This window comes from Massilia sp. CFBP9012, assembly GCF_034045115.1.
Taxonomy (GTDB): domain Bacteria; phylum Pseudomonadota; class Gammaproteobacteria; order Burkholderiales; family Burkholderiaceae_D; genus Telluria.
Genome location: NZ_JAXCWM010000015.1, coordinates 46103 through 67325, shown reverse-complemented (window position 1 = coordinate 67325; position 21223 = coordinate 46103). Strand labels below are relative to the sequence as shown.

15 protein-coding genes, 1 tRNA gene and 1 pseudogene are annotated in these 21223 nt (G+C 59.6%); 3 read left to right on the top strand and 14 right to left on the bottom strand.

All coding sequences use genetic code 11. The annotated features are described in order from the left end of the window. The first annotated feature begins 50 nt into the window (after positions 1-50). Positions 51-1178 (top strand): cysteine desulfurase DndA, encoded by a 1128-nt coding sequence (gene dndA, locus SOM61_RS22320; RefSeq protein WP_320476111.1) that lies wholly within the window; start codon positions 51-53, stop codon positions 1176-1178. 148 nt (positions 1179-1326) lie between these two features. Beyond that, the gene (locus SOM61_RS22315; protein ID WP_320476110.1) at positions 1327-3924 is read left to right on the top strand and encodes a DNA phosphorothioation-associated putative methyltransferase; all 2598 of its coding nucleotides are present in this window, start codon (positions 1327-1329) and stop codon (positions 3922-3924) included. A gap of 113 nt (positions 3925-4037) precedes the next feature. On the opposite strand, the gene SOM61_RS22310 is transcribed toward SOM61_RS22315, so the two are convergent. Continuing rightward, positions 4038-5036, bottom strand: a complete 999-nt coding sequence (locus SOM61_RS22310; protein ID WP_320476109.1) for a phosphorothioated DNA-binding restriction endonuclease — start codon at positions 5034-5036, stop codon at positions 4038-4040. A 274-nt stretch (positions 5037-5310) separates the two neighbouring features. Here SOM61_RS22310 and SOM61_RS22305 point away from each other — a divergent pair, with 274 nt between their 5' ends. Beyond that, on the top strand, positions 5311-5484 hold the full coding sequence (locus SOM61_RS22305; RefSeq protein ID WP_320476108.1) for a helix-turn-helix transcriptional regulator: 174 nt from the start codon (positions 5311-5313) through the stop codon (positions 5482-5484). A gap of 442 nt (positions 5485-5926) precedes the next feature. On the opposite strand, the gene SOM61_RS22300 is transcribed toward SOM61_RS22305, so the two are convergent. The 13 genes and pseudogenes from SOM61_RS22300 to cysS form a co-directional block, all read right to left on the bottom strand. Beyond that, positions 5927-8476, bottom strand: coding sequence for an LPD7 domain-containing protein (locus tag SOM61_RS22300; protein ID WP_320476107.1), 2550 nt, complete (start codon positions 8474-8476; stop codon positions 5927-5929). Between the two features lie 11 nt (positions 8477-8487). Continuing rightward, positions 8488-10389, bottom strand: a complete 1902-nt coding sequence (locus tag SOM61_RS22295; RefSeq protein WP_320476106.1) for a type IV secretory system conjugative DNA transfer family protein — start codon at positions 10387-10389, stop codon at positions 8488-8490. 10 nt (positions 10390-10399) lie between these two features. After that, a complete protein-coding gene (gene virB11, locus SOM61_RS22290; protein ID WP_320476105.1) occupies positions 10400-11473 on the bottom strand; it encodes a P-type DNA transfer ATPase VirB11 in 1074 nt (357 codons plus the stop codon). Positions 11474-11475: 2 nt separating this feature from the next. Next, complete coding sequence (locus SOM61_RS22285) at positions 11476-12687, bottom strand: TrbI/VirB10 family protein (RefSeq protein ID WP_320476104.1); 1212 nt, start codon at positions 12685-12687, stop codon at positions 11476-11478. Next, entirely contained in the window at positions 12684-13490 is an 807-nt protein-coding gene (locus SOM61_RS22280) for a TrbG/VirB9 family P-type conjugative transfer protein (RefSeq protein ID WP_320476103.1), read from the bottom strand. Before SOM61_RS22280 ends, SOM61_RS22285 begins: the two co-directional genes overlap by 4 nt. Then, positions 13487-14191, bottom strand: coding sequence for a type IV secretion system protein (locus tag SOM61_RS22275; RefSeq protein ID WP_320476102.1), 705 nt, complete (start codon positions 14189-14191; stop codon positions 13487-13489). Before SOM61_RS22275 ends, SOM61_RS22280 begins: the two co-directional genes overlap by 4 nt. Before the next feature lie 61 nt (positions 14192-14252). Then, positions 14253-14795: pseudogene (locus SOM61_RS26500) on the bottom strand (tyrosine-type recombinase/integrase); the annotation flags it as partial. 218 nt (positions 14796-15013) lie between these two features. Next, positions 15014-15106: transfer RNA gene (locus SOM61_RS22265), tRNA-Ser, on the bottom strand. 98 nt (positions 15107-15204) lie between these two features. Then, positions 15205-16452, bottom strand: a complete 1248-nt coding sequence (locus SOM61_RS22260) for an aspartate kinase (protein ID WP_320476100.1) — start codon at positions 16450-16452, stop codon at positions 15205-15207. A gap of 154 nt (positions 16453-16606) precedes the next feature. Next, the gene (tilS, locus tag SOM61_RS22255; RefSeq protein ID WP_320476099.1) at positions 16607-17926 is read right to left on the bottom strand and encodes a tRNA lysidine(34) synthetase TilS; all 1320 of its coding nucleotides are present in this window, start codon (positions 17924-17926) and stop codon (positions 16607-16609) included. 103 nt (positions 17927-18029) lie between these two features. After that, on the bottom strand, positions 18030-19007 hold the full coding sequence (locus SOM61_RS22250) for an acetyl-CoA carboxylase carboxyltransferase subunit alpha (protein ID WP_320476098.1): 978 nt from the start codon (positions 19005-19007) through the stop codon (positions 18030-18032). Between the two features lie 99 nt (positions 19008-19106). Next, positions 19107-19817, bottom strand: coding sequence for a DNA-3-methyladenine glycosylase family protein (locus tag SOM61_RS22245; protein WP_320476097.1), 711 nt, complete (start codon positions 19815-19817; stop codon positions 19107-19109). Beyond that, positions 19817-21211 (bottom strand): cysteine--tRNA ligase, encoded by a 1395-nt coding sequence (gene cysS, locus SOM61_RS22240; RefSeq protein ID WP_320476096.1) that lies wholly within the window; start codon positions 21209-21211, stop codon positions 19817-19819. Before cysS ends, SOM61_RS22245 begins: the two co-directional genes overlap by 1 nt. Positions 21212-21223: the final 12 nt, after the last annotated feature.

Below are 21223 nucleotides of genomic sequence, written 5' to 3'. Positions count from 1 at the left end.
TGTTGTTTGTGCTACTATAACACAAACTCCAACCCACCAACACACAAACTATGTCTACATATCTTGATTGTAGTGCTACTACGCCTGTTGAATCCGAGGTACTGGATGTGATGATGAGGTACTTGGCAGAGGAGTACGGAAACGCCGGCAGCCGTACCCATGAGTTTGGCGTGCGCGCAAAACAAGCTGTCGAGCGTGCCCGGGAGGAGGTCGCCACGGTTGCCGCCGCTCGGCGCGACGATGTCATTTTTACGAGTGGCGCCACGGAAAGCAACAACATTGTGTTGCTCGGCTTGGCCCGCAGTGCGGTAGGCGCAACGCGACGCCACATCGTCACTACCGCTATCGAACACAAGGCCGTGCTTGAGCCGCTGCAACATCTGGTGAAGCAGGGCTTCGAGGTCACGCTAATCCACCCTGATCGATCGGGTCGGGTCGATGCGCAAGCAGTGCTGGATGCGGTGCGACCAGACACTCTTTTGGTCAGCGTCATGCACGCGAACAACGAGACGGGCATCGTGCAACCGGTGGAGGCCATCGCCGCCGGCCTGTCAGAGGCGGTCTGGCTCCACGTCGATGCGGCACAGACCTTTGGCAAGCTGGTCACGCCCTTGCAAAATTCGCGTATTGACATGATCAGTGTGTCGGCCCACAAGATCTTCGGCCCGAAGGGAATCGGCGCACTGATCAGCCGCCGACGTAACGGGCAGCGTGCGCCCTTGTCTCCCTTGATGTTCGGCGGAGGCCAGGAGCGCGGCGTGCGCCCCGGCACGCAAGCGGTGCATTTGATTGTTGGGTTCGGGATGGCGGCGCACATAGCGTTACGCGACCATGCGCAGCGCCAGGCGGCCTGTTTGAAGTTCCGTGACGACGTGCTGACGGCTATGGCGCAACTGGGTGGTCAACTGAATGGCGACCAGGAGCACTGCCTGCCGCATGTGCTGAACGTGTCACTGCCGGGCCTGAATTCGGAAGCGGCGATGGTCACGTTGAAGGGATTGCTCGCCTTGTCGAACGGATCGGCGTGCACGTCGACGAGCTATGAACCGAGTCACGTGTTGGTGGCGATGGGACTGGATCGCGAGTGCATCGAGCGCGCTCTGCGTTTATCGTGGTGTCACCTGACGCCTGCCGTCGATTGGCCGCATGTTTGCGAGGTCTTGCGCCGCATGATGTAGCAGCATCGACGGATCAGTGCCGCCGCGGCATGAGTCGACCGCAAGCAGCCTCCCGGTACGAAGTTCGGCTACAATCGATGCGTCCATCACAACAGGGCGTGGCTGTAGACGAGCGCGTCTATTCCGGATTGATGCCGGCGGGGGATGCATGCCAGAACTGTTGCAAGGGGCAGTCGGTAAGCGCGTCGCAGATCACGTATATGGCCACATCGCCGTGCTTGGCCGTTGGCCACAGGCGCTGCGTGAGCGCATCGAGCGCGCGGCCTCGCTTGCTCGCGTGAACCTGGGTGAACACGTCAATGTCGTCAAAATGCATGCGCTCGGCGAACAATTGTCGTTGCTCGCCTACGAGGATTTCGACACCGCCCCTTTTCCCACATTGAACAAGAGCTGGCGCATTAATCTCGAGACCGGTACCGTGGTCTATCGCGATTATGCGGACTCGCACAATCCGCCGATCCTGCATCGCAAGGAATTACTGCTTCCACCCGACGACCCGCGCATTCCGGGGTATATGGCACTGACGCTAACCGCCGAAACGCTCGGTCTGTTCGACGATCTGAGTCGCATCGGCTTTCGCGAGCAGTGGCTCGCGCACATTGCCACGCAAGGCTATACCTTGCGAGGCGCGGAGTTCATCCCCATCGCTAATGTCGAAGCCGACTCGAACGTTTTCCCGACGGCAGTGCTAGGAGGACCGATACAACGCCATTTGACCGCCCTGTCGCGCACCAATCTGTCCGCGCCGGTAAAGGCCTTGTGGCGCCATGGTTTGATTAGCCCGGAGCGCACATTTTTCGATTATGGGTGCGGCAAGGGCGACGACGTGCGCACCTTGTGTGCCAATGGCATCGATGCGAGCGGCTGGGACCCTCACTTTCGCCCGGAGGCGGTAGTGTGCACGGCCGATACGGTCAACCTGGGTTTCGTGATCAACGTGATCGAAGACCGCGACGAGCGTGTCGAGGCGCTGCGCGGAGCCTATCGCTTTGCGAACGGTGTATTGGCCATCGCCGCCATGCTAGCAAGTCAGCAGCCACCGGATGGCCGGATACATGGCGATGGTTATCTCACATCCCGTAACACCTTCCAGAAATATTTCACGCAGGTGCAGCTGCGAGATTATATTGAACTCGTGCTCGATGAGTCGGCCATCGCGGCGGGCCCCGGTGTCTTTTTCGTTTTCAAGGACAAGGGCCTCGAGCAGGGCTTTCTACAGCGCCGCTACAGTGCGCGGGCGGTCCAGGCTTTACAGGGAACGTGGTTGCGGATGGCACAGGTCGCACGCGCGCCGACGGAACGCCGCGTGCATGAACCCAACCCGAGTCGCGAAGCGGCCTTTATTGCGGCCCACCAATCGCAACTGCATGCGTTATGGCTAGCCCATGTCGAGCTTGGTCGGCCTCCAATGCCCGATGAACTTGCGCCGGACCTGGTCGAGCAGCTCGGTGCGGGAAGCGCCTGGGCGAAGCTGTGCCGCATAGCGACGAGCGAGTTCGATGACGAACCACGCGCGCGCGCGGCGCGCCAGAAGTACCAGGATCTAATTGTATTCGCGGCGCTCAAGCTATTTCGCAAGCGCCAGCCCTATCGTCAGTTGGACGTCGGTCTGCAGCGCGACATCCGCTACCATTTTGGCGATTACCAGGCCCTGCAAAGTGCCACCAAAAGCTTGTTGCTTGAGTTAAATCAACCCGAACGCCTGCATGCGGCTTGCGTTGACGCGCGTGCGCGCGGTCTTGGCTGGCTAGAGGACAGCCATTCGCTGCAACTGCACACGCAGCTCGTTCCCAAACTGCCTGCCTTGCTGCGCATTTATATCGCCTGCGCGACTGTTCTGGTGGGAGACATCGCGGATTTCGACCTCGTCAAGATCCACGTCCGCTCGGGCAAAATAACGCTTCTGAAACTTGAGGACTTCGACGCCAGTCCCGTGCCACGGCTGCGCCAGCGCGTCAAGGTCAAGCTCAGGGAACTCGACTTCGACCTGTTCGACTACGGCAGCATCGCCTATCCGTCTCGCCTGTTGTACTTCAAGTCGCGTTTTATCAACGAGGAATGCGCTCACTATCCAGAGCAAGTCGAGTTCGAGGCCGAGTGTGAACGCTTGGGTTTGCTCTCGGTCGCGACCGAGGAACCAAGCGCGGCCGCCTTTTTCGCGAGCCTTGACGCGCGTCGCTGGGAGATCGACGGGTATCGCCTGGTGCGTAGCCGCAGCGCGCCCGCGCTGGATGCGGCGTGTGGACGCCACCTGACGTATCGCCACTTCATCGAGTGCGGCGAGACGCAGCGGCGCACCGGCTTATCAAACCTGCCGCGGCAGGCCGACACCTACACCGCCTTGTACGAGCTGGCCGCCCATGTTCTGGATCCCATCATCGATTACTTCGGCATGATCGAGCTGAGCTATGGCTTCTGTTCGGCCGAGTTGGCACGCGAGATACCTGGGCGGATTGCTCCCGCCCTGGATCAGCATGCGGGGCATGAACTGAATAGGCACAGCAAACCAACTTGCGAACGCCTAGGGGCCGCCTGCGACTTCATCGTTACCGACGAGGACATGGAAGAAGTGGCAATCTGGGTCGCAGCCAACACGCCCTTCGATCGCCTCTACTTTTACGGCAAAGACTGCCCGATCCACGTCAGCTATTCAAGTACGCCGGCGCGGCAATTCGTCAGGATGACGATGAACGCTTCGGGCACGCGCGTACCTCGCGTCGATCGCTCGGTCATCGTGTACGGGTAACTGAATGGCGGAGTGAGGAAGACGCAGATAAGTGGGCACAAAGGAAACTCAGAAGAAGGCCTGGCCGGCCGCACCGTTGTGTTTTTTTGCACGAACGAACCGCCAATCTCGATTCACGCAACGTTGTCGGTAATAATCGCACCTTGATTTTTACGAAATACTTGTCGCCAGTGCCACTCTAGATGCGCGCGATGTGGATGCTCGTCAGCCAATGCCGGTAACGAAATCTTCTTCCCGTTGAGCTGTTGCAAGAGTTGGGCCGGTTCCCCGAGACCGTTGAACGATTTGCTTACGATGATCGTCAGGTTTTCCGCATCAATTGTAATAGCGCCGCTATCAAAGAGCTTGTGATGTAGCGAGCACATGCAAAAGCCATTGCACACCTTGTTCGGGCCGCCCACATTTATCCAGCGGATATGCGCAGCTTCGATTCCTACCGGATTTCTACCGATGCGGCCGTCGTAGCCGCACACGACACAAGTATAGGAATACGCACGCATGACGTCCTCCCGGAAGCGGTGATCTCGCTTTGTCGAAGGAAGCACAAAATCGCCATCGAGTCCTACGGCTATCAGTACATCCAGGTGAAGTGTGTCAGGAAACGCATTCGACAAGAGGATCTGAGCAGCTTCGTGGCACAGCCCCGGATCGTCAGCCAGAAGCTCTACTGTCTGAGCATTAAACCCGGCAATAACCCTATTCGTCCGCATCGATGCGATGGACGGCTCAGAGGACTTCCCTTTACGGGTACTCAGCGAGTCAAGATCTTCGACCGCCCAGAAGCCGTCTGATTTCAAATACCAGAACGGGTAGTGTGCGTTCGGCGCCTTCGAGGTACCCGTCGTGCCAAACTCCCAGATAAGTGTCTGAAGCTGTTGCTCAATCTCAGGAAATACAAGCTTTGTCTCTCCGCTCTGGAAACGGGCTAATGCCAATAAGGTCAACAGAGGTTTGTGGACTGCGCGTTGGCCATCGCGTCTGAATACACTAATGTTCCGAATGTGAACAAGGAATTTTTCACGGGGCTTAGGGATATGGCGAGTAGCTGCGCTTTTTACCAACATGCGATTTTTCCTTAGGATTGGACTAATTTGCTGATGAATGCTCATCATAAGTCTATCTCCGTTTCCCTGGCAATGCAGTGTGATCATCAGCCGCCTACTCCCAGTTTTTAGCCTTCCGAAACGCATTGATGCTTTACTGCGCCCGGCAATTTTCGTTGCAGCCTCCCGTTTCAAGTAGCTCTCCGATAGGAACTGAGCGCGCGCGATTGTTAGGCCCGTATCAAGTCAGCTCGCGGTCTCCTTCTACATTTGTCAACGACGCAGAATCGATAATTGCCATAATCACAATCTGGTAAATTTCAATTCTTATGACTCTCACTGTATGGATACGTTGACAAGCACAACAGAACGGCTGATCAAGATTGACGAGGTGCTTCACATATGTGGACTTTCAAGAAGCTCACTATACGCGACGATCCAGCGCGGAGAATTTCCGACACAAGTTAAACTGTCGAAGAAATCTTCTGCATGGCTCCATAGCGAGGTGATTGCATAGGTGGCTGCGCGCGCAGCCGAACGTCCCGACGCTTGCCCGTCTTCAGTTCTTGTTTCCAGCAAGGACAAGCTGACACTCGTTGAATAGCAATGTGTTGCAGGCATTCAAGGCTGGGGCCATCGGATAATCCAGGAGACTTGCCCTGGCTGCAAGATAATCACTGTAGAGGTGGGAAGTTGAAAATTCGCGAGAAGTGATCAGGCTTGAGAACAGGAATTTGACACTGACAGTGGCCAAATGAGGAAATACCTTCGCAGGAATAAATGCAGTGAAGGCAGTTGGAGTCAACCCGATTTTCGTAGAGGCCCGCTGATGCGAACCAGGGCGGGATAGCCTGTCTGCTCAATTGCTCAAAACGGTTTGTCCGTTCAGCTGCCGTCTTCCCGCAGTATAGCTAACATATTTCGAATAGCTGCCAGTTCGACTACAGGCTAGTGGAAGTCTATCGTTCCCTGTTCACCGCTTTTGTCCCTGGCGGCTGGGTCCGATCAACCGCCGCGGTTGCCACCGCGACTTTATCGCGGGCGTCAATGGTTTTAGTAGGTTCGAGATAAATCTTCGGCCCATGGATCTGCTGACCAGTCGTGATCTTTTCGACCATATGTCGCTTCGCCATCTCGACGAATTCGTTGCGCGATGCCTCAGGTAATTTCTCGAAGGCAAACGCCCTAGCCGCTGCTACGACTCCATACGCCTTGGCAAGATCAGGATACTTCTTCACGACGGTCGCTGGCTTGCCTTCCTCGAACGCCTTAGATTTCGCTATCAATTCTTGATCAGGTCGCACGCTTGCAGATCCACGTTCATGCCCTGTCGTAGCATGCGTACCTGCTGTATGCGCACAATCGGCCTGCGGAGACTGCCTCCGGGCCTGTGGTTGTATCGGTACACCTCCCTTGATCTGAGCGACACCCTTCTCTACCGTATTACTTTCCGGTCGATTTGCCAGCGCTGCTATGTCAAGGGCAGCGGGCTTATAACCGCCCACAGTGAGGCCGAGCTGTGTTGCTTCCATCCAGGTGCTTCGCCGAAACTCTTCGGCACCCTTAACGGTAATAGTGTCCCATCCACGAGCTTTTGCGATTTCGACCATCGAGCGAACTATTTCAGGGTTTGCACTACGAGTGGCCAGCTTCCCGCCTCGATCCGAGAACGCCGGCGTTCGATCCTGAAAGTAGTACTCAGTCTCGACCCTGAGGAAGCGTCGCGCGACCGATTCCGGCACCACTGATGACTTGTTGTCGGCCTGTACCGGCGTTGCTGTCGGCTTTTCCAGCGACACCGGCGTGACGCCTACTGAATCCATACTCTTCATTCGCCGTATCGATAGCCAAGTATTTGTCTGACTCACTGCTCCTTCAATAGCAAGCAGCAGCCGTCGGCCTAGGCCTGAATGCCCAGGAGCGCTTGGCGCAGCCGCCTCATCAGAGGCCTCGGAGACGGTCGCCTCCTTCCCTACTTTTTCAGAGGACGAAGGCCTGTGTACCGCAGATGCTGCTTGGTCATTCTGATGAACTGTTTGGGCCTTCGTAACGAGCAGCAACGGACTCTGTTCTATAGAGTTTTCGTCCATGTGGAGCTTCTTTGAGCCGGCTGGGGGTGCGGAATCATCCGTCCTGTAGGCCACTTCCGCCAGCGCAACGAGGTCTGGGGCGTTGTGAGCGAACTCCGTTCGGTACTGAGGGTGCCAAAGAGCAGCCTGATGGCTGGCGGCTAATGCCTGATCGCGATATCGGGGAACCTCGATTGCGCGGATCGTCGCGATCGTCCTTCGCGCAAGCGCAGCGGTCTCGTCTTTGGTCAACGACATCTCGGACCCGACAAGGTTGCTGAGATTACTAATGACCTCGTACGTCAAGCCCCAATCAGCTCTAGTAGCCTTGTGAGCCTGGGTGGCCGGCTCAACCAACTCTGGCGCCTGCCTCGCAAATTCGGAGTGATACAACGGCTGAGCAAGGCCGCTTTCGATCATCGCGCTTAGCGCAAGGCACCGCGCCGACACTTCTTGGATGGCGCGAACCTCCTTGATATCGTTTGCGACCAAGTTAGTCACGTCAACAAGCGCGAGCTCGCGGTTCGGATTAGCCATCAGGATTTGTGCAGTACCAAGTACCCTGTGCATGCGCTGGCTATCATCCAGTGCGACTTCGCCAGTTTGAACGCCTGTGCTGGCCCTGCGAGTAGCAAGTTCAAACTTGCGGAGCTGGACATCTACGAATGAGTAGGTCGAATTGACAGTCAATTTCTGGCCATAGGAACCGACCGCTGTACGCATCTGCATCTGATCTACTTTATCAATCCGATTGGCTGAGACTTGCACAGCCACAGTCCCATGAATTTGTTCAAGGTCCTTTGCCCGTGCGTCGGCAAACCGTTGCAGGGCCGGGCTGACCGGCCGCGTCTTCGCGTCTGCGTATTCGCCCGTCGGCTGACTGTCTCCCTCAAACTGATGCATGCGCTTGAGGTGGTATCGGACGAATGTGAGGCTTTCTGAATCGAGCTTGATATAGTCGGCAAGTGTCACATTTTTCTTTCCCAGGTACTTAACTGCCGACGCGGTAATCGGAGGCACATCATTGGGGTCACCCACCACCTCAGTGAGGACGTCAGCGTCCTTGGCTTCCTTGCTGCTCGACGCACGTTTAGGCTTCCTGACCGGCTCTGCCTGGACAGTCACTTGGACGTTCATTTGCTTTTGTGCCCGCTTTGCACGCGCCGGCTTCACCGCAGGCGCAGTAGACTCTTGGGCGACGATCGATCGCTCCACTCGTGCCTCACTCTGATCGACACGCCTCGATTTCTTAGACTTGCCCTCCTCTTTGGGTGCTTCATCAACGATGCGCTTTCTAGGACTCTTTGGCTTCATACCTGGGCCAGGGGTGTCTACTATTGGCGCGTCCAGCGTCGACATCACACCCCAATCAAGGGTCGATAGGTCTGTGGGCGCCTTCAAAGGCTGCTGGATCTCGCTCTCTTCGTTCAGCGGCTTCATGTCTTCGGTCCTCACGCTTCAATTGCTGTGATAAAGGAATTGAAAGTCTCTCTGAGGTCTTCGTCGGTAGGTCGGCCTCTTTTCGGCAACTGGACATGCGAGAAATTTGTCGCAAAATCCGTAAGCTTCAGCTTGTTAATCGTTGAGACATCTTTTGGCGTGATGTCTCGCGCGGCCTTGCCTTTCCCCGCACCTTCGCCAGCCTTCTTGGCGAGAATTGGCGACGGTGGCATGGTGATCTCGATCGGTATGATCTCAGGCCGCGGCCGGTTTGCTCGATTCAGGAAGACGAGGCGCTGCCAATACCAGATCTTGCGGCAGAAGATCGGCGGGCAGTGTTCGATGAACACGATCTCGTTATTTATACCCATCATCCTTACCTCCTGCGGATTGAGCAGGGCGCGGGCGACCTTCGACTTGCTAATTGTCCCGGACTCCATGCCACGAGCCGGGCGTGAATGCGAAATGCTATCGGTCGTAAACGTGCCCAATTCGCGAGAGATATCGGTCGCGTAATCACTGTCATTTGGCGCATACACCACACGTGCGCCACAGCACGCGATAATGTTCTTTGTATGGTCCGGACCATACACGGAACGAAGTTGAGGGATGGAGTGTGCTATCAACAGCGGACGGATGCCGTATCCACCCATCAACTGGATACTGTTCTCGATGATCGGCATGCGCCCCAGGGCGGCAAGCTCATCCATGATTGGCAGCAGTTCATACTTGATGGTCGGATCGTCCTCCGGCATCGTGTCCATATTCGCGTCCAGCATCTGGGTGAAGAACAAATTCATCAACAGCGAGAGGCGACCTAAGTCGCCTGGGTTGACACCGAGGTAGATCGAGAGGCGCTTGCGACGCAGGTGGTGGAAGTCGAAAGAGTCTTCGCTGGTCGCAGCGTCGATGAGCGGATTAGTCCATAGCTGTAATTTCGCGGTGAAGGTTTTGCGCACCGAGGACTGGGTCTGGGGGCTCAGCGCGACAAAGTCATACAGCATGCGCTTGCAGGTCGATGACAGGGGCTGGCCCGCTTCGTCGCGATCATTGATGATTTGCCTCCAGTGTTCACTGACGGAGTCATCCTCGCCATGCATGATCTGGCGGACCATCTCGCCCAACGTACGTGGCAACGAAGCCGTCTCAATCACATACAGGCCTAGGCCGAGAAACAGGTCGCGACAGGACGCCGGCCAGAATGGGTCGCCCGCCGCCGGGTCTGGCGAAAGCTGGTTGGCAATCTTCTGCAGCGCACTAACGCGAAGCGGCGGATCGTCCGGCACGTAGAGGGTTGATATCGGGTTCCACTGCGCAGTGACGCCCTTGGACGACAATGGGTCGAAGAGATACACCTTGGAAAAGAGGCTGCGATAGCCCGCCGTGATGCGATAGCATTCGCGGCGCACGTCGTTGACGATCAAGCTTCCGCTCCAGGACAAGGCATTCGGCTGGACAAGTCCGGCGCCCTTACCCGACCGTGGCGGTGCGATAACGATCGCCGCCAGTTGCCGGCCAAGGATCAGGTAGCGCCGGCCCCACCGCCCCAGGATAATGCCTGCGTCGCCGAACAGGCCGGCGCGAATCACCTCCCGTAGCGTGGCGAAGCGGGCATCGCCATGTATCGACCGGCTGACCGGCCTGATCAAGCAGCCCACGCCAGCAGTTGCGGCTGCGGATCCAGCGATTAGGCATCCGATCAGCCAATGCCGGGTGTACGGATCAGTACCGTAATGCTGCCAGTAACGGATCACCGTCATCGGTGAAGCGGCGGACGGGGGCAGCTGGGGGTTGGATAGCTTTATCAGAAAGAAGTAGCTTGCCAGGTAGAGTGCGATGAGCACTCCCGTAAGCAGCAGGCCACTGAACGCCAGCGCCTTATAGCGGGGCATGTCGATCGGAGTGATGAGCATGAGGAGTCTCCTACCCAAGCTGCCTGGCCGCGAATGCAGGATCGTAGTACACCTCGGTGGCGACGCGGGCACCGCCAGGCAAACGTTCCATCTGCACCACGATGTCGACCAGGGTGTACAGGTTGTCAGTGATATCCGCCAGTTCCAGGCCAGCACCTTCCACACTCCCCTTGACCAGCAAGGCCAGCCGGCGAAAGGCGAGCTTCGCACGGGTGGCGTGGACGGTGGTGATTGTTCCGGGATGGCCCGAGTTGAGCACGTTCTGTATGAAGAAGAACGTCTCGTCGCCACGCAACTCGGCCAACAGCACGCGGTCGGGGCGCATTCGCAGCGTCGCTTCGAGAAGATCGCGCGCCTTCAACTTCGATACCCCGTTCTCCCCTTTCTTGTATTCCAGGTTAATCTGGTTCGCATGCGGCAGTCGCATCTCGCGGGTGTCCTCGACCGTAATAAGTCGCTCATCAAGGGGAATCAAGGCCGCCAGGGCGTTGCTGAAAGTCGTCTTGCCAGATCCGGTCGCACCGGAGGACACGATGTTCTTTCTCCCCTCGACTGCGCTCTTGAAGAACCCGCCCCAGTCCCTTTGCCGGAACATATCCAGCAGCCTGCGCTCGCTTGCGGGCAATGCCGCTTCGAGGCGCACCCGCTCTTCGCCGCCCAACAAGAGCGACTGCTCACAACGTGCATGCTCGAAGGCAGCGCCGTCGATGATCTGTTCGAGTGTCAGCACATCGCCGATCGGACGACGGATCGTGAACGAGACCTGACCCGCATCGATCGCTGGTGGAATCACGACCTGGACGCGCAAGCCGCCCGGCATCTGCGCGCCAAGAAGCGGCCAACCTTCGGTGAGGTCCTGGTTCGCATGATTCCTGAGCAGCATGGCGAGGCCTTCACACCACTTGTACGAAACAGCCTCGTTTTGCACGGCCTCCCATCCGGCCCTGCGCTCCAGCATCACTTCACCCGGACGGTTGATCACGATCTCGGTCACCGAGTCGTCAACCAGATGCGCCGCGATTGGTTGCAGGTGCAGCTCGAGCGTCGATTTGCCTGCGCCATGGAAAAGTTCGCTGATGCTCATGGTCACCTCACTCGTTCCAGTTGGTAGATGTCACGGAAATCGATGTCGTGCGCGAGATAGATGAATACCTCGGCGCCCTGTGGGCCAGTGATGGTGGGGGCGATGTCCACAGTACTCTTTATCACCTCGGACAACACGTCCTTCGGTCCGCTCATTGACGGGAATGAAACCGTCGTATTGTTGTCACCACGCTGGCGAGTCGCTATCAGGTATGGTCCGACATCGGTGATCAGGCTCAGTGCAATAGCGCCGCCGAACCTGTCCCAGAAATGGTTATCGACGGTTCCAGGAATGCCGGGGCGCCCGAGGGGATCAGTCGCATCCGAATTGAACGGCACGAGCGCATGCTGCGGCGTCTCGCAGCGTTGCCAGATAATGCCTATCCTCCGCTGCCCATGGGTGATGCCGCCACCTTGCTGGCCAAAGCAGACTGTCCCGCGATCCATCAGTGAGACCTTGTTGTCGGCGCCAGTCGCATCCTCCCCAGTGACGCAGGTAACCGGTCCGGTCAGCGTGGTGTCGAAGGCGGGCAGCACGGTGCAGCGGATGAGCTTCCCGCGCGTCATCATCAGCGTTGGATCGGGAAGCAGGTAGGCGCGAGCCATCTCCATACCTGTCTTGGGTATCGTGTCCTGGGCCGCTGCACCAATTGTAGGAGTGCTGCGCCTTTCCTCGACGGTCTCGCCGCCGCTGACGATTGCAGCGTGACTTCCCCTCTCTTCTGCTGCTGCCGATCGAGCGAGGCTACCGTCAAGGCTGAATCGCACTTCGCGCATGAGCCGGCGTTCTCGCGCCAGTTGGCTCAGGCTCTTCACAGGTGCTTGGCCAGATGCAGGAGGCCCCGCCGTCGGTACGCTTGGTGCCTGCATCGGAGGCGGGGGCACTTCTGCAGCCCCGCTTGCTACAGGCGATTGCTCCATTCGTGGATCAGGCATGGTAAGTGGCGGCAGCGATGTAGTAGCAACTGTGCGCGTCAAGTCTTTCGACGCCAGTTTGGATTGCTGCCGATCCTCGTAAACGCCGGCGTAGTACTTGTAAAGGAAAAAGGCAGCTAGTGCGCAGGCGCCGACGGCGCCGAGCCAGTTGATAATCCTGTTCTGCCTCGCAAGCCCCTTGTTGACCGAGCCAAATTCCCGCTCGTCCTCGATGGCGCCCTCCTCGTCAGGATCTGGTTCCGAATTCCGGGGCTTGAACAACGACTTGAAGAAATTCATTTTCCAGCTCCTTTTAGAGTGCGCTTGACCTGCGGCGACGCCGTGTTGGTGGCAGGCCGCGCAGCATCAGGATCGAAGCTCTCGTTGAACACGCAGGTGACTCGCTTCCCGCTCTGCAGCACCAGCTTGCGGCGAATACCCTGCACCTGGACGACATCGTCCTCGACGTTGATGTTCTCAATCCTGGCGGGGGTACCCTCCTCGCTGGCCTCGTAGATCGCCGGGATCGTGGACCGCGCGCGAAAGCGCAGAAACGTCGTGCGGCCATCGTCCCACGCCTCGATCGGCGCCAGGTCGCTCGATCCTTGCACCGTGTAGCGCCGGTTCCCGGCCGGAATGGCTGCATCCAGTAGGCGACGGACCTGGTCCGTTTCACTGGCCGCAGCCTGTTTCGGCTTCTCGGCTTCCGGATAGCGGAAATACACGGTCATGAAGCCGATCTCGCCCTTCGACTTCCTGGCCATCTTGAGGTCGAAGCTGTAGCTGCGCTTGTTCGTCACCACATGCAGGTTCGCATCCGCCAGCTCGGCGGCTGGCTTGAGGAATACCCCGTTGCGCGCCTGCTTCGTGGCCACGCCCCATCCCTCGACGTCGCCGCCGGTCATGTCCACGATTTCCTCATCCTGGTCCAGGACGATCTGGGTGAGGAGGCCAACACGGGTGTGGATGGTTACCACGTCATAGGGATCGTAGGTCGCGAACCGGATGCGCGCATCCTTGTTTCCCGCCTCGGGTAGCTGTGCGCCACCAGCATTCGTTGCCAGCGCGAGCGCGACCACCGCTGTCATGAAGGCCTTTTTCATGGTGTCGCTCCTCGCGCGTCGGCAGGCGCGACCAAGGCCATCTGCGATGCCTGCGGTGCGCTGGAAGCGTGGCGGGATGGAGCAGATGGCATAACCGGCTTGTTGGACGTCAGGTCGCGGTCGGAGGAATAGTCAGTGACTTCCATTCCTAGGTCATTAACGCGGCGGTCCCGCTCGTTCGTCGGCTGGTTCACCCAGCGAAACGAGAGATTCGCCACCCACGTGGTCGGTGCACCGTCGTCCAGGCCGTTCAGGGTCTCTGTCCGCGTGAAGCTGGCTCGGGCGCCGATCGCGGCTCCGGTTCCATTGCGCAGGACCGTGATGGCGCCGACCTTGGCACGTACCTTGCGCTCCCTCCTGTATTTATTGGGAGGCGACTCGGGGTTTGACTTGTCCCATTTGCGGGCCCAGTCAGCCTGGAGCTGCGGACTGAAAAAGGCTGCGCAGTGGTAGTAGTGCACGTCCGCCAGCTCGTAGCTATATCCCTCGCATGCGGATACGAGCGTGTCGATGTTGCGGCGAATGGTCGCCTCTTCCGGCGCTAGCTGGAAGTCAGCCAGGGAGATCAACGGCTGGACGACACCGCCTGCCTTGTCTACCACCAACACTTCCGGTGGCGACGCCGGACGCATGGCGGTTTGCACGGCGCCCCAAGCGATGCCGAACGCGGCTACCGCGAGTCCGCCGAAGGCACTTGCCACGCGCGTCCCTCATATCGGTTACGGGATTTCTTGTCGCGGCGCCTGACTGGATTGCATAGCTGAATATTTGCGCGCATACCGCCTTGTTGCGCTTGGCGATCTCATGCGCACCTCGCGCCTCGATCTTACGAAACACATTGATGAGATCTCGATGTGTAACCGCATCGACAGGAAGCCGTCCGATGTCCGGGAAGACATCCATTTCAAGCCTGTGCAAGACATTCTGGCCGTACGCTGCAGACCATCCCTTCAGCTTCACGCCATGCCATTCGGTTGCGAGCTTGCGAAACGTGTTCTCGCTCGCCTGCATTCCCGCACGGCGCAACTGTTCGCGCTGCTGCATAGGATCCTGGCCATCGAGCAAAACACGGCGCGCTTCGGTTCGTTTGTCCCGCGCATCGGCCAAGGTCACCTCGGGATATGGGCCGAATCCTATGACGGTTTCCTTCCCGTTCGCCTGGCGATAGCGGAACCTCCAGAACTTTCCACCAGTCGGATGCACCTCAAGATACAGGCCATGGCCGTCGAAGAGCTTGATGGGCTTCGTTGCGGCCTTCGCCCGCTTTATCTGGGCGTCGCTGAGCGGTTTTGCGAGCTTCGGCATTCAGATTCCCTCCGGCTGGTACGCGGTCATAGCTAGCATGACGGTTCGGCCAGTTTTAAGGGTAGAAGTTGCACGGTCCTTGCGGTATACCCTGTTGATGACCCTCAAAAACTTGGACGCAGCTGGACGTATGAGGACGTCTAAAGACAAAAAACCCCCGGGCCTCATGAGAGATCCGGGGGTTTCAGGGGACTGCTGAATCTCAGCAGCCGCTTATCTGGCGGAGACGGTGGGATTCGAACCCACGATACGGGTATAAGCCATATGCATCCTTAGCAGGGATGTGCCTTCGGCCACTCGGCCACGTCTCCAATCAGAACCAACCGGTTTCGGTCAGCGCTGAGTGCAAGCATCTTAAGGGCTGGACCTCATCGCGTCAAGAACGCACGCCCAAAAATTTTGAAATTTGTTAACCTTGCTCCAGGTTAAAAGCCTTGTGCAGCGCACGGACGGCCAGTTCCATGTACTTCTCATCGATCAGCACCGAGATCTTGATCTCCGAGGTCGAGATCATCTGGATATTGATACCCTCTTCCGACAGGGTACGGAACATCTGCGATGCGACGCCGACGTGGCTGCGCATGCCCACGCCCACCGCCGACACCTTCGACACCTTGGCGTCGCCCAGCACCTTAGTTGCGCCCAGCGCTTCCTGCTGGCTCTCCAGCACGCCCATCGCGCGCACGTAGTCGTTGCGCGGCACGGTGAAGGTGAAGTCGGTCTTGCCGTCCACCGACTGGTTCTGGATGATCATGTCGACTTCAATATTGGCGTCGGCGATCGGTCCCAGGATGTGATACGCCACGCCCGGCTTGTCCGGCACGCCCAGGACGGTGATCTTTGCTTCGTCGCGATTGAACGCGATGCCGGAGATGACGGCTTGTTCCATATTGCTTTCTTCCTCAAACGAAATCAGGGTGCCGGACTGGGCTTCTTCTTCCAGCGGCATCAGGGGATCGGTCAGCGACGACAGCACGCGCGTCGGCACCTGGTAGTTACCGGCGAACTCGACCGAGCGAGTCTGCAGCACTTTCGAACCCAGCGAGGCCAGTTCGAGCATTTCCTCGAACGTGATCTTCGACAGGCGGCGCGCCTCGTCCACCACGCGCGGGTCGGTCGTGTAGACGCCGTCGACGTCAGTGTAGATCAGGCATTCCTCGGCCTTCAGCGCGGCCGCAATCGCCACTGCAGAAGTATCCGAGCCGCCGCGGCCCAGGGTCGAGATATTGCCTTCTTCGTCCACGCCCTGGAAACCGGTGATGATGACGATCTTGCCGGCCGCGACATCGCGCAGCACGCGGCTGTCGTCGATCGACTGGATGCGCGCCTTGGTGAACGAGGAGTCGGTGCGGATGCCCACCTGCCAGCCGGTGTAGGACACCGCATCCTTGCCGATGGCCAGCAGCGCCATGGCCAGGAGGCCAACCGACACCTGCTCGCCGGTCGAGGCGATCATGTCCAGTTCGCGCGGATCGGGTTGCGGCATGATTTCCTTGGCCAAACCAATCAGGCGGTTGGTCTCGCCCGACATTGCGGACGGCACAACGACGATTTGGTGACCTGCGTCATGCCACTTGGCCACCCGGGCCGCGACATTCTTGATACGGTCCGTCGAGCCCATCGACGTCCCGCCATATTTGTGGACAATTAAAGCCATATCAGGAAGGGTTCCAGCTTGTGTAAAGAGAAAAGAGGACCCTAAATGTAGCATGCTGCAACGCGGCATCACAAGGCTTCAAGGCCGAAAAAGCTATATGGAAAGAAAATAACTTAATGCGTTTTCGAAATACACTTGCCTATACAATCCCGCGTCAGCTCACTTCCCAGCGCAGCCCGATCAGCTCCTGAGCGCTTGTCGACCAGTGCCGGCAGTCCATGCCGATGCCCGCCGCGAACAGCAGGTCGAGGTTGCGGCTGACGGTCGGCAAGCGCTCGCGCTCCCAGGCCGGCACACCCAGCGCCTGGTAATGCGCCTTCAGGCCACGCGATGGCCGGTTGGCCGCGAGTTTCAACCGTTCCCCGCCCTTGCGAAAGTCGATCGTCAGCGTCTGCGCGCGCAGCCAGGCTGCGTCGAATCCCTGCTCGGCCCGCTCGAAGTGCAGCACCCCGCCGTAGTCCGGGAAGGCGATCGAGGCCTCGCCCTGCCAGCGGAAGGTTTGCCCTTCCCTGTCGAGCACGCCGATATCGTCCGGATCGCGCATGCCGGCCAGGTCCGGCAGGTGCGGCGTCAGGATCAGCTTGCCGCGATGACGGCGGATATGGCAGTCCGGATGCGTAACCTTCAGTTGCGCGTCCTCGCGCGCCGAGAACAGCTGCGACACCATCTCGTTCAGCCAGGCGGTCGACGGCATCGCCAACCCGCGCACCGAGAACAGATTACGCATGAAGTTGTCGATGCGGTCCGCGCTCAAGCCACCAAGATAGGCCAGGTCGATGGCGTCGCCATCCTGGCAAGCCGCCAGGTCCTGGGCCGCCAGCTCGTCGAGCAGGCGCTGGGCCGATGCCACATGGGCCGCGCCGCGCGCCAGTCGGGCCTGGAAGCCGGGGAAGTTGGTCGCCAGCGCCGGCATCACCTGGTGGCGCAGCGCATTGCGGGTGTAGCGCGGATCCTGGTTCGACTCGTCCTCGACCCAGACCAGCGCGTGCTCGCGCGCGAACGCCTCCAGCGCCGCGCGCGGCTGCGACAGCAGCGGCCGCGCCAGCGCCAGGTCGGGCACACCCAAGAGGCCCGGCGCGAGATTGTCCGCATCCATGCCCGACAGCCCGGCAGCGCCCGAACCGCGCAGCAATTGCAGCAGCACGGTCTCGGCCTGGTCGTCGAGGTGGTGGGCGGTGAGCAGCAATTTAACGTCATGCGCGCGGCACATCTCGCCCAGCGCGGCGTAGCGCAGCTTGCGTGCCGCGGCCTCGACGCCGGAACCGTCGTGCGGGATCGTCACGCGGCGATGGTCGAAGCCGATGCCGAGCTCGCCAGCGCTGTGCTCGCAATGCGCCACCCAATCGTCGGCATGCTGGCTCAGTCCGTGATGAACGTGGAAGGCATGCAGCCGTACGCCCTGCTGTGCGCACCAGTCGTGGGCAAGCCGCAGCAAGACCATCGAATCGAGGCCGCCGCTACAGGCAACTGCCATGGATTGGAGAGAGTATTTGTCGCGCAGGCCGAGCATGGCCTGCGCAAACGTTGCCGGGACCAGCCCGGCCGGGTTGGCCCCGCGTTTGGAACGGCTCAGAGGATTACTCCTCGCGCGGCAGCGTTTCCTTGAACTTGCCATAGCTCATCAGCTTCGCGTGACGGGCTTCCTGCAAGTCCTTGGTCTTCATGCCCTGGAACTGGCGCAGCGAATCGGCCAGTGCGCGCTTGAGCAATTGCGCCATCTGGGCCGGATCGCGATGGGCGCCGCCCAGCGGTTCGCTGACGATCTTGTCGACCAGGCCCATCGCCTTCAGGCGGTGCGCGGTCAGGCCCAAGGCTTCGGCGGCGTCGGCCGCGCGCTCCGAGGTCTTCCACAGGATCGAGGCGCAGCCTTCCGGCGAGATCACGGAATAGGTCGAGTACTGCAGCATCAGCACGGCGTCGCCGACGGCGATCGCCAGCGCGCCGCCCGAACCGCCTTCGCCGATGATGGTGGCGATCAGCGGCACTTTCAGTTCGGCCATGACGTACAGGTTGTGGCCGATGGCTTCCGACTGGCCGCGCTCTTCGGCGTCGATGCCGGGGAAAGCACCTGGGGTATCCACGAAGGTGAAGATCGGCAGGCCGAACTTCTCGGCCAGCTTCATCAGGCGCATCGCCTTGCGGTAGCCTTCGGGTTTCGGCATGCCGAAGTTGCGCATCGCGCGCTCTTTGGTGTCGCGGCCCTTCTGGTGACCGATCACCATGCATGGCTGGCCGTTGAAGCGGGCCAGGCCGCCGATGATCGACTGGTCGTCGGCGAAGGTGCGGTCGCCGTGCAGCTCATGGAAATCGGTGAAGATCGCGTTCACATAGTCCATCGTGTAAGGACGCTGCGGGTGACGCGCGATCTGCGACACTTGCCACGGAGTCAGCTTGGCATAGATGTCCTTGGTGAGCTGCTGGCTCTTCTTGTCCAGGCGATCGATCTCTTCGGAGATGTCGACAGCAGAATCGTCTTGTACGAAACGCAGCTCTTCAATCTTGGAATCGAGCTCGGCAATCGGCTGCTCAAAATTGAGGAAAGTTGTTTTAGTCATTGTACCTCCGGGGTAATGTCTTGGCCGCACTCCGTTATGCGCGGCCGATCAGGGCGCTATTCTACCGTAAGCCGACAGCGTATCGAACGTCGGAATTGCTCAGTTGGCGGGTAAAACGGGGTCCAGGCTGCGCCACAAATACCAAGTAGCAACCGTGCGCCAGGGTTCCCAGTTGGCGGAGACCTCGCGCGCATCGCTGCGCGAGACCGGTTCGCCCGAGAAATAGTTTTGGCTAATGCCCTGGATCAGGCCGGGGTCGTCCAGTGGCAGGACGTTCGGCCGCAGCAGATTAAATATCAAAAACATCTCGGCTGTCCAGCGCGTGATTCCGCGGATCTGGACCAGCTCGGCGATGACGGCTTCGTCATCCATTTCCGACCACAGGTCGGCATGCACCCGCTTGGCCTTGAAATGGTCGGCCAGGTCGAGGATGTATTCGGTCTTGCGCTTGGACAGGCCGCAGCCTGACAGCTCCACCGCACCCAGCTTGATCACCTGGCTCGGCGCCAGTTTGGGACAGACGGCAAGCAATTTACCCCAAGCCAGGTCGGCCGCCTTCGGCGTCACCTGCTGGCCGACGATCGAACGGGCCAGCGTGATGAACGGATCGGGCTGGCCGCGCAGGTGCAGGTCGCCGAACTGGGGGATCAGCTTGTTCATGATGCGGTCGCGCTGCATCAGCTCGCGCTTGGCCTCGGCCCAGTAGATCGGCACCGCCAGCGCGTCGTGCACCGGCGCCGACTCAGGCGCCGCGGACTGCACGCTGGCGCCTGCCGCGGCGCCGCCGGCCTTGTCCTTGTTCGCTGCCATTATGCGCGGCGCCAGGTCGTTCCGTCGGCCTTGTCTTCCAGGACGATGCCGGCTGCCGTGAGTTCCTTGCGGATTGCGTCGGCCTGGGCGAAGTCGCGGGCGGCCTTGGCGGCCGCGCGGCGCGCGATCGCGTCCAGGATCGCCGCTTCATCGAGCCCACTGCTGCCCGGCGTGCCGGCCTGCAGGAAGGCTTGCGGCGCACGCTCGAGCAGGCCCAGCACGGCGGCCAGCGCCTTCAATTGACGAGCCACCTCGACCGACTTGCTGCGATTGACTTCGCTCGCCAGGTCGAACAGTTCGGCCACCGCCAGCGGGGTATTGAAATCGTCGTCCATCGCGTCGCGGAAGCGCTTGGCGTGCGCTTCGTCCCAATTGACGGCGAGCTCGCCATCGCCCAGGTCAATATCGTTCAGCGCCGTGTACAGCCGGGTGAGCGCGCCCTTGGCGTCGTCGATGTGCACGTCCGAGTAATTCAGCGGGCTGCGATAGTGGGCGCGCAGGATGAAGAAGCGCACCACTTCGGCATCGAACTTTTCGAGCACCTCGCGGATGGTGAAGAAATTGCCCAGCGACTTGGACATCTTCTCGTTATCGACGCGCACGAAGCCGTTGTGGATCCAGTAGTTGACCATCGGGCCGCCGAAGGCGCCTTCGGATTGCGCGATCTCGTTCTCGTGGTGCGGGAACTGCAGGTCGGCGCCGCCGCCGTGGATGTCGAAGTGTTCGCCGAGCGTGGCGCAGGACATGGCCGAGCACTCGATGTGCCAGCCCGGACGGCCACGACCCCACTGCGAATCCCATTTGGCCTCGGCCGGCTCGGATTCCTTGGCGGCCTTCCACAGCACGAAGTCGAGCGGATCGCGCTTGCCGGTATTGACGTCGACGCGCTCGCCGGCGCGCAGGTCGTCCAGTGACTTGCCGGACAGCTTGCCGTAGCCCTCGAAACCGCGCACGGCGTAGTTGACGTCGCCCTCTTCGGTTTTATAGGCCAGGCCTTTTTGCTCGAGCTTGTCGATAATCGACAGCATGTGCGGCACGTATTCGGTCGCGCGCGGCACGACGGTCGGCGGCAGGATGCCCAGCGCGGCCGTGTCTTCGTCCATGTATTTTTCGAAACGCGAGGTCAGCGCACCGATGGTCTCGCCATTCTCGACCGCGCGCTTGATGATCTTGTCGTCGATATCGGTGATGTTGCGCACGTAGTTGACGTCGTAGCCGGACGCCACCAGCCAGCGGTACACGACGTCGAAAGCCATCATCATTCGCGCGTGGCCGACGTGGCAGTAATCGTAGATGGTCATGCCGCACACATACATGCCGACTTTACCGGTGACCTTGGGAACGAATACCTGCTTGTCACGCGCTAGCGTGTTGTAAATCTTGAGTTGGCTCATTGAATTCCGTAA

Bases quoted from the DNA above. Each gene is read 5' to 3' on its own strand.
- dndA (WP_320476111.1), top strand. From the start codon at position 51: ATGTCTACATATCTTGATTGTAGTGCTACTACGCCTGTTGAATCCGAG.
- SOM61_RS22315 (WP_320476110.1), top strand. From the start codon at position 1,327: ATGCCAGAACTGTTGCAAGGGGCAGTCGGTAAGCGCGTCGCAGATCAC.
- SOM61_RS22310 (WP_320476109.1), bottom strand. From the start codon at position 5,036: ATGATGAGCATTCATCAGCAAATTAGTCCAATCCTAAGGAAAAATCGC.
- SOM61_RS22305 (WP_320476108.1), top strand. From the start codon at position 5,311: ATGGATACGTTGACAAGCACAACAGAACGGCTGATCAAGATTGACGAG.
- SOM61_RS22300 (WP_320476107.1), bottom strand. From the start codon at position 8,476: ATGAAGCCGCTGAACGAAGAGAGCGAGATCCAGCAGCCTTTGAAGGCG.
- SOM61_RS22295 (WP_320476106.1), bottom strand. From the start codon at position 10,389: ATGCTCATCACTCCGATCGACATGCCCCGCTATAAGGCGCTGGCGTTC.
- virB11 (WP_320476105.1), bottom strand. From the start codon at position 11,473: ATGAGCATCAGCGAACTTTTCCATGGCGCAGGCAAATCGACGCTCGAG.
- SOM61_RS22285 (WP_320476104.1), bottom strand. From the start codon at position 12,687: ATGAATTTCTTCAAGTCGTTGTTCAAGCCCCGGAATTCGGAACCAGAT.
- SOM61_RS22280 (WP_320476103.1), bottom strand. From the start codon at position 13,490: ATGAAAAAGGCCTTCATGACAGCGGTGGTCGCGCTCGCGCTGGCAACG.
- SOM61_RS22260 (WP_320476100.1), bottom strand. From the start codon at position 16,452: ATGGCTTTAATTGTCCACAAATATGGCGGGACGTCGATGGGCTCGACG.
- tilS (WP_320476099.1), bottom strand. From the start codon at position 17,926: ATGGCAGTTGCCTGTAGCGGCGGCCTCGATTCGATGGTCTTGCTGCGG.
- SOM61_RS22250 (WP_320476098.1), bottom strand. From the start codon at position 19,007: ATGACTAAAACAACTTTCCTCAATTTTGAGCAGCCGATTGCCGAGCTC.
- SOM61_RS22245 (WP_320476097.1), bottom strand. From the start codon at position 19,817: ATGGCAGCGAACAAGGACAAGGCCGGCGGCGCCGCGGCAGGCGCCAGC.
- cysS (WP_320476096.1), bottom strand. From the start codon at position 21,211: ATGAGCCAACTCAAGATTTACAACACGCTAGCGCGTGACAAGCAGGTA.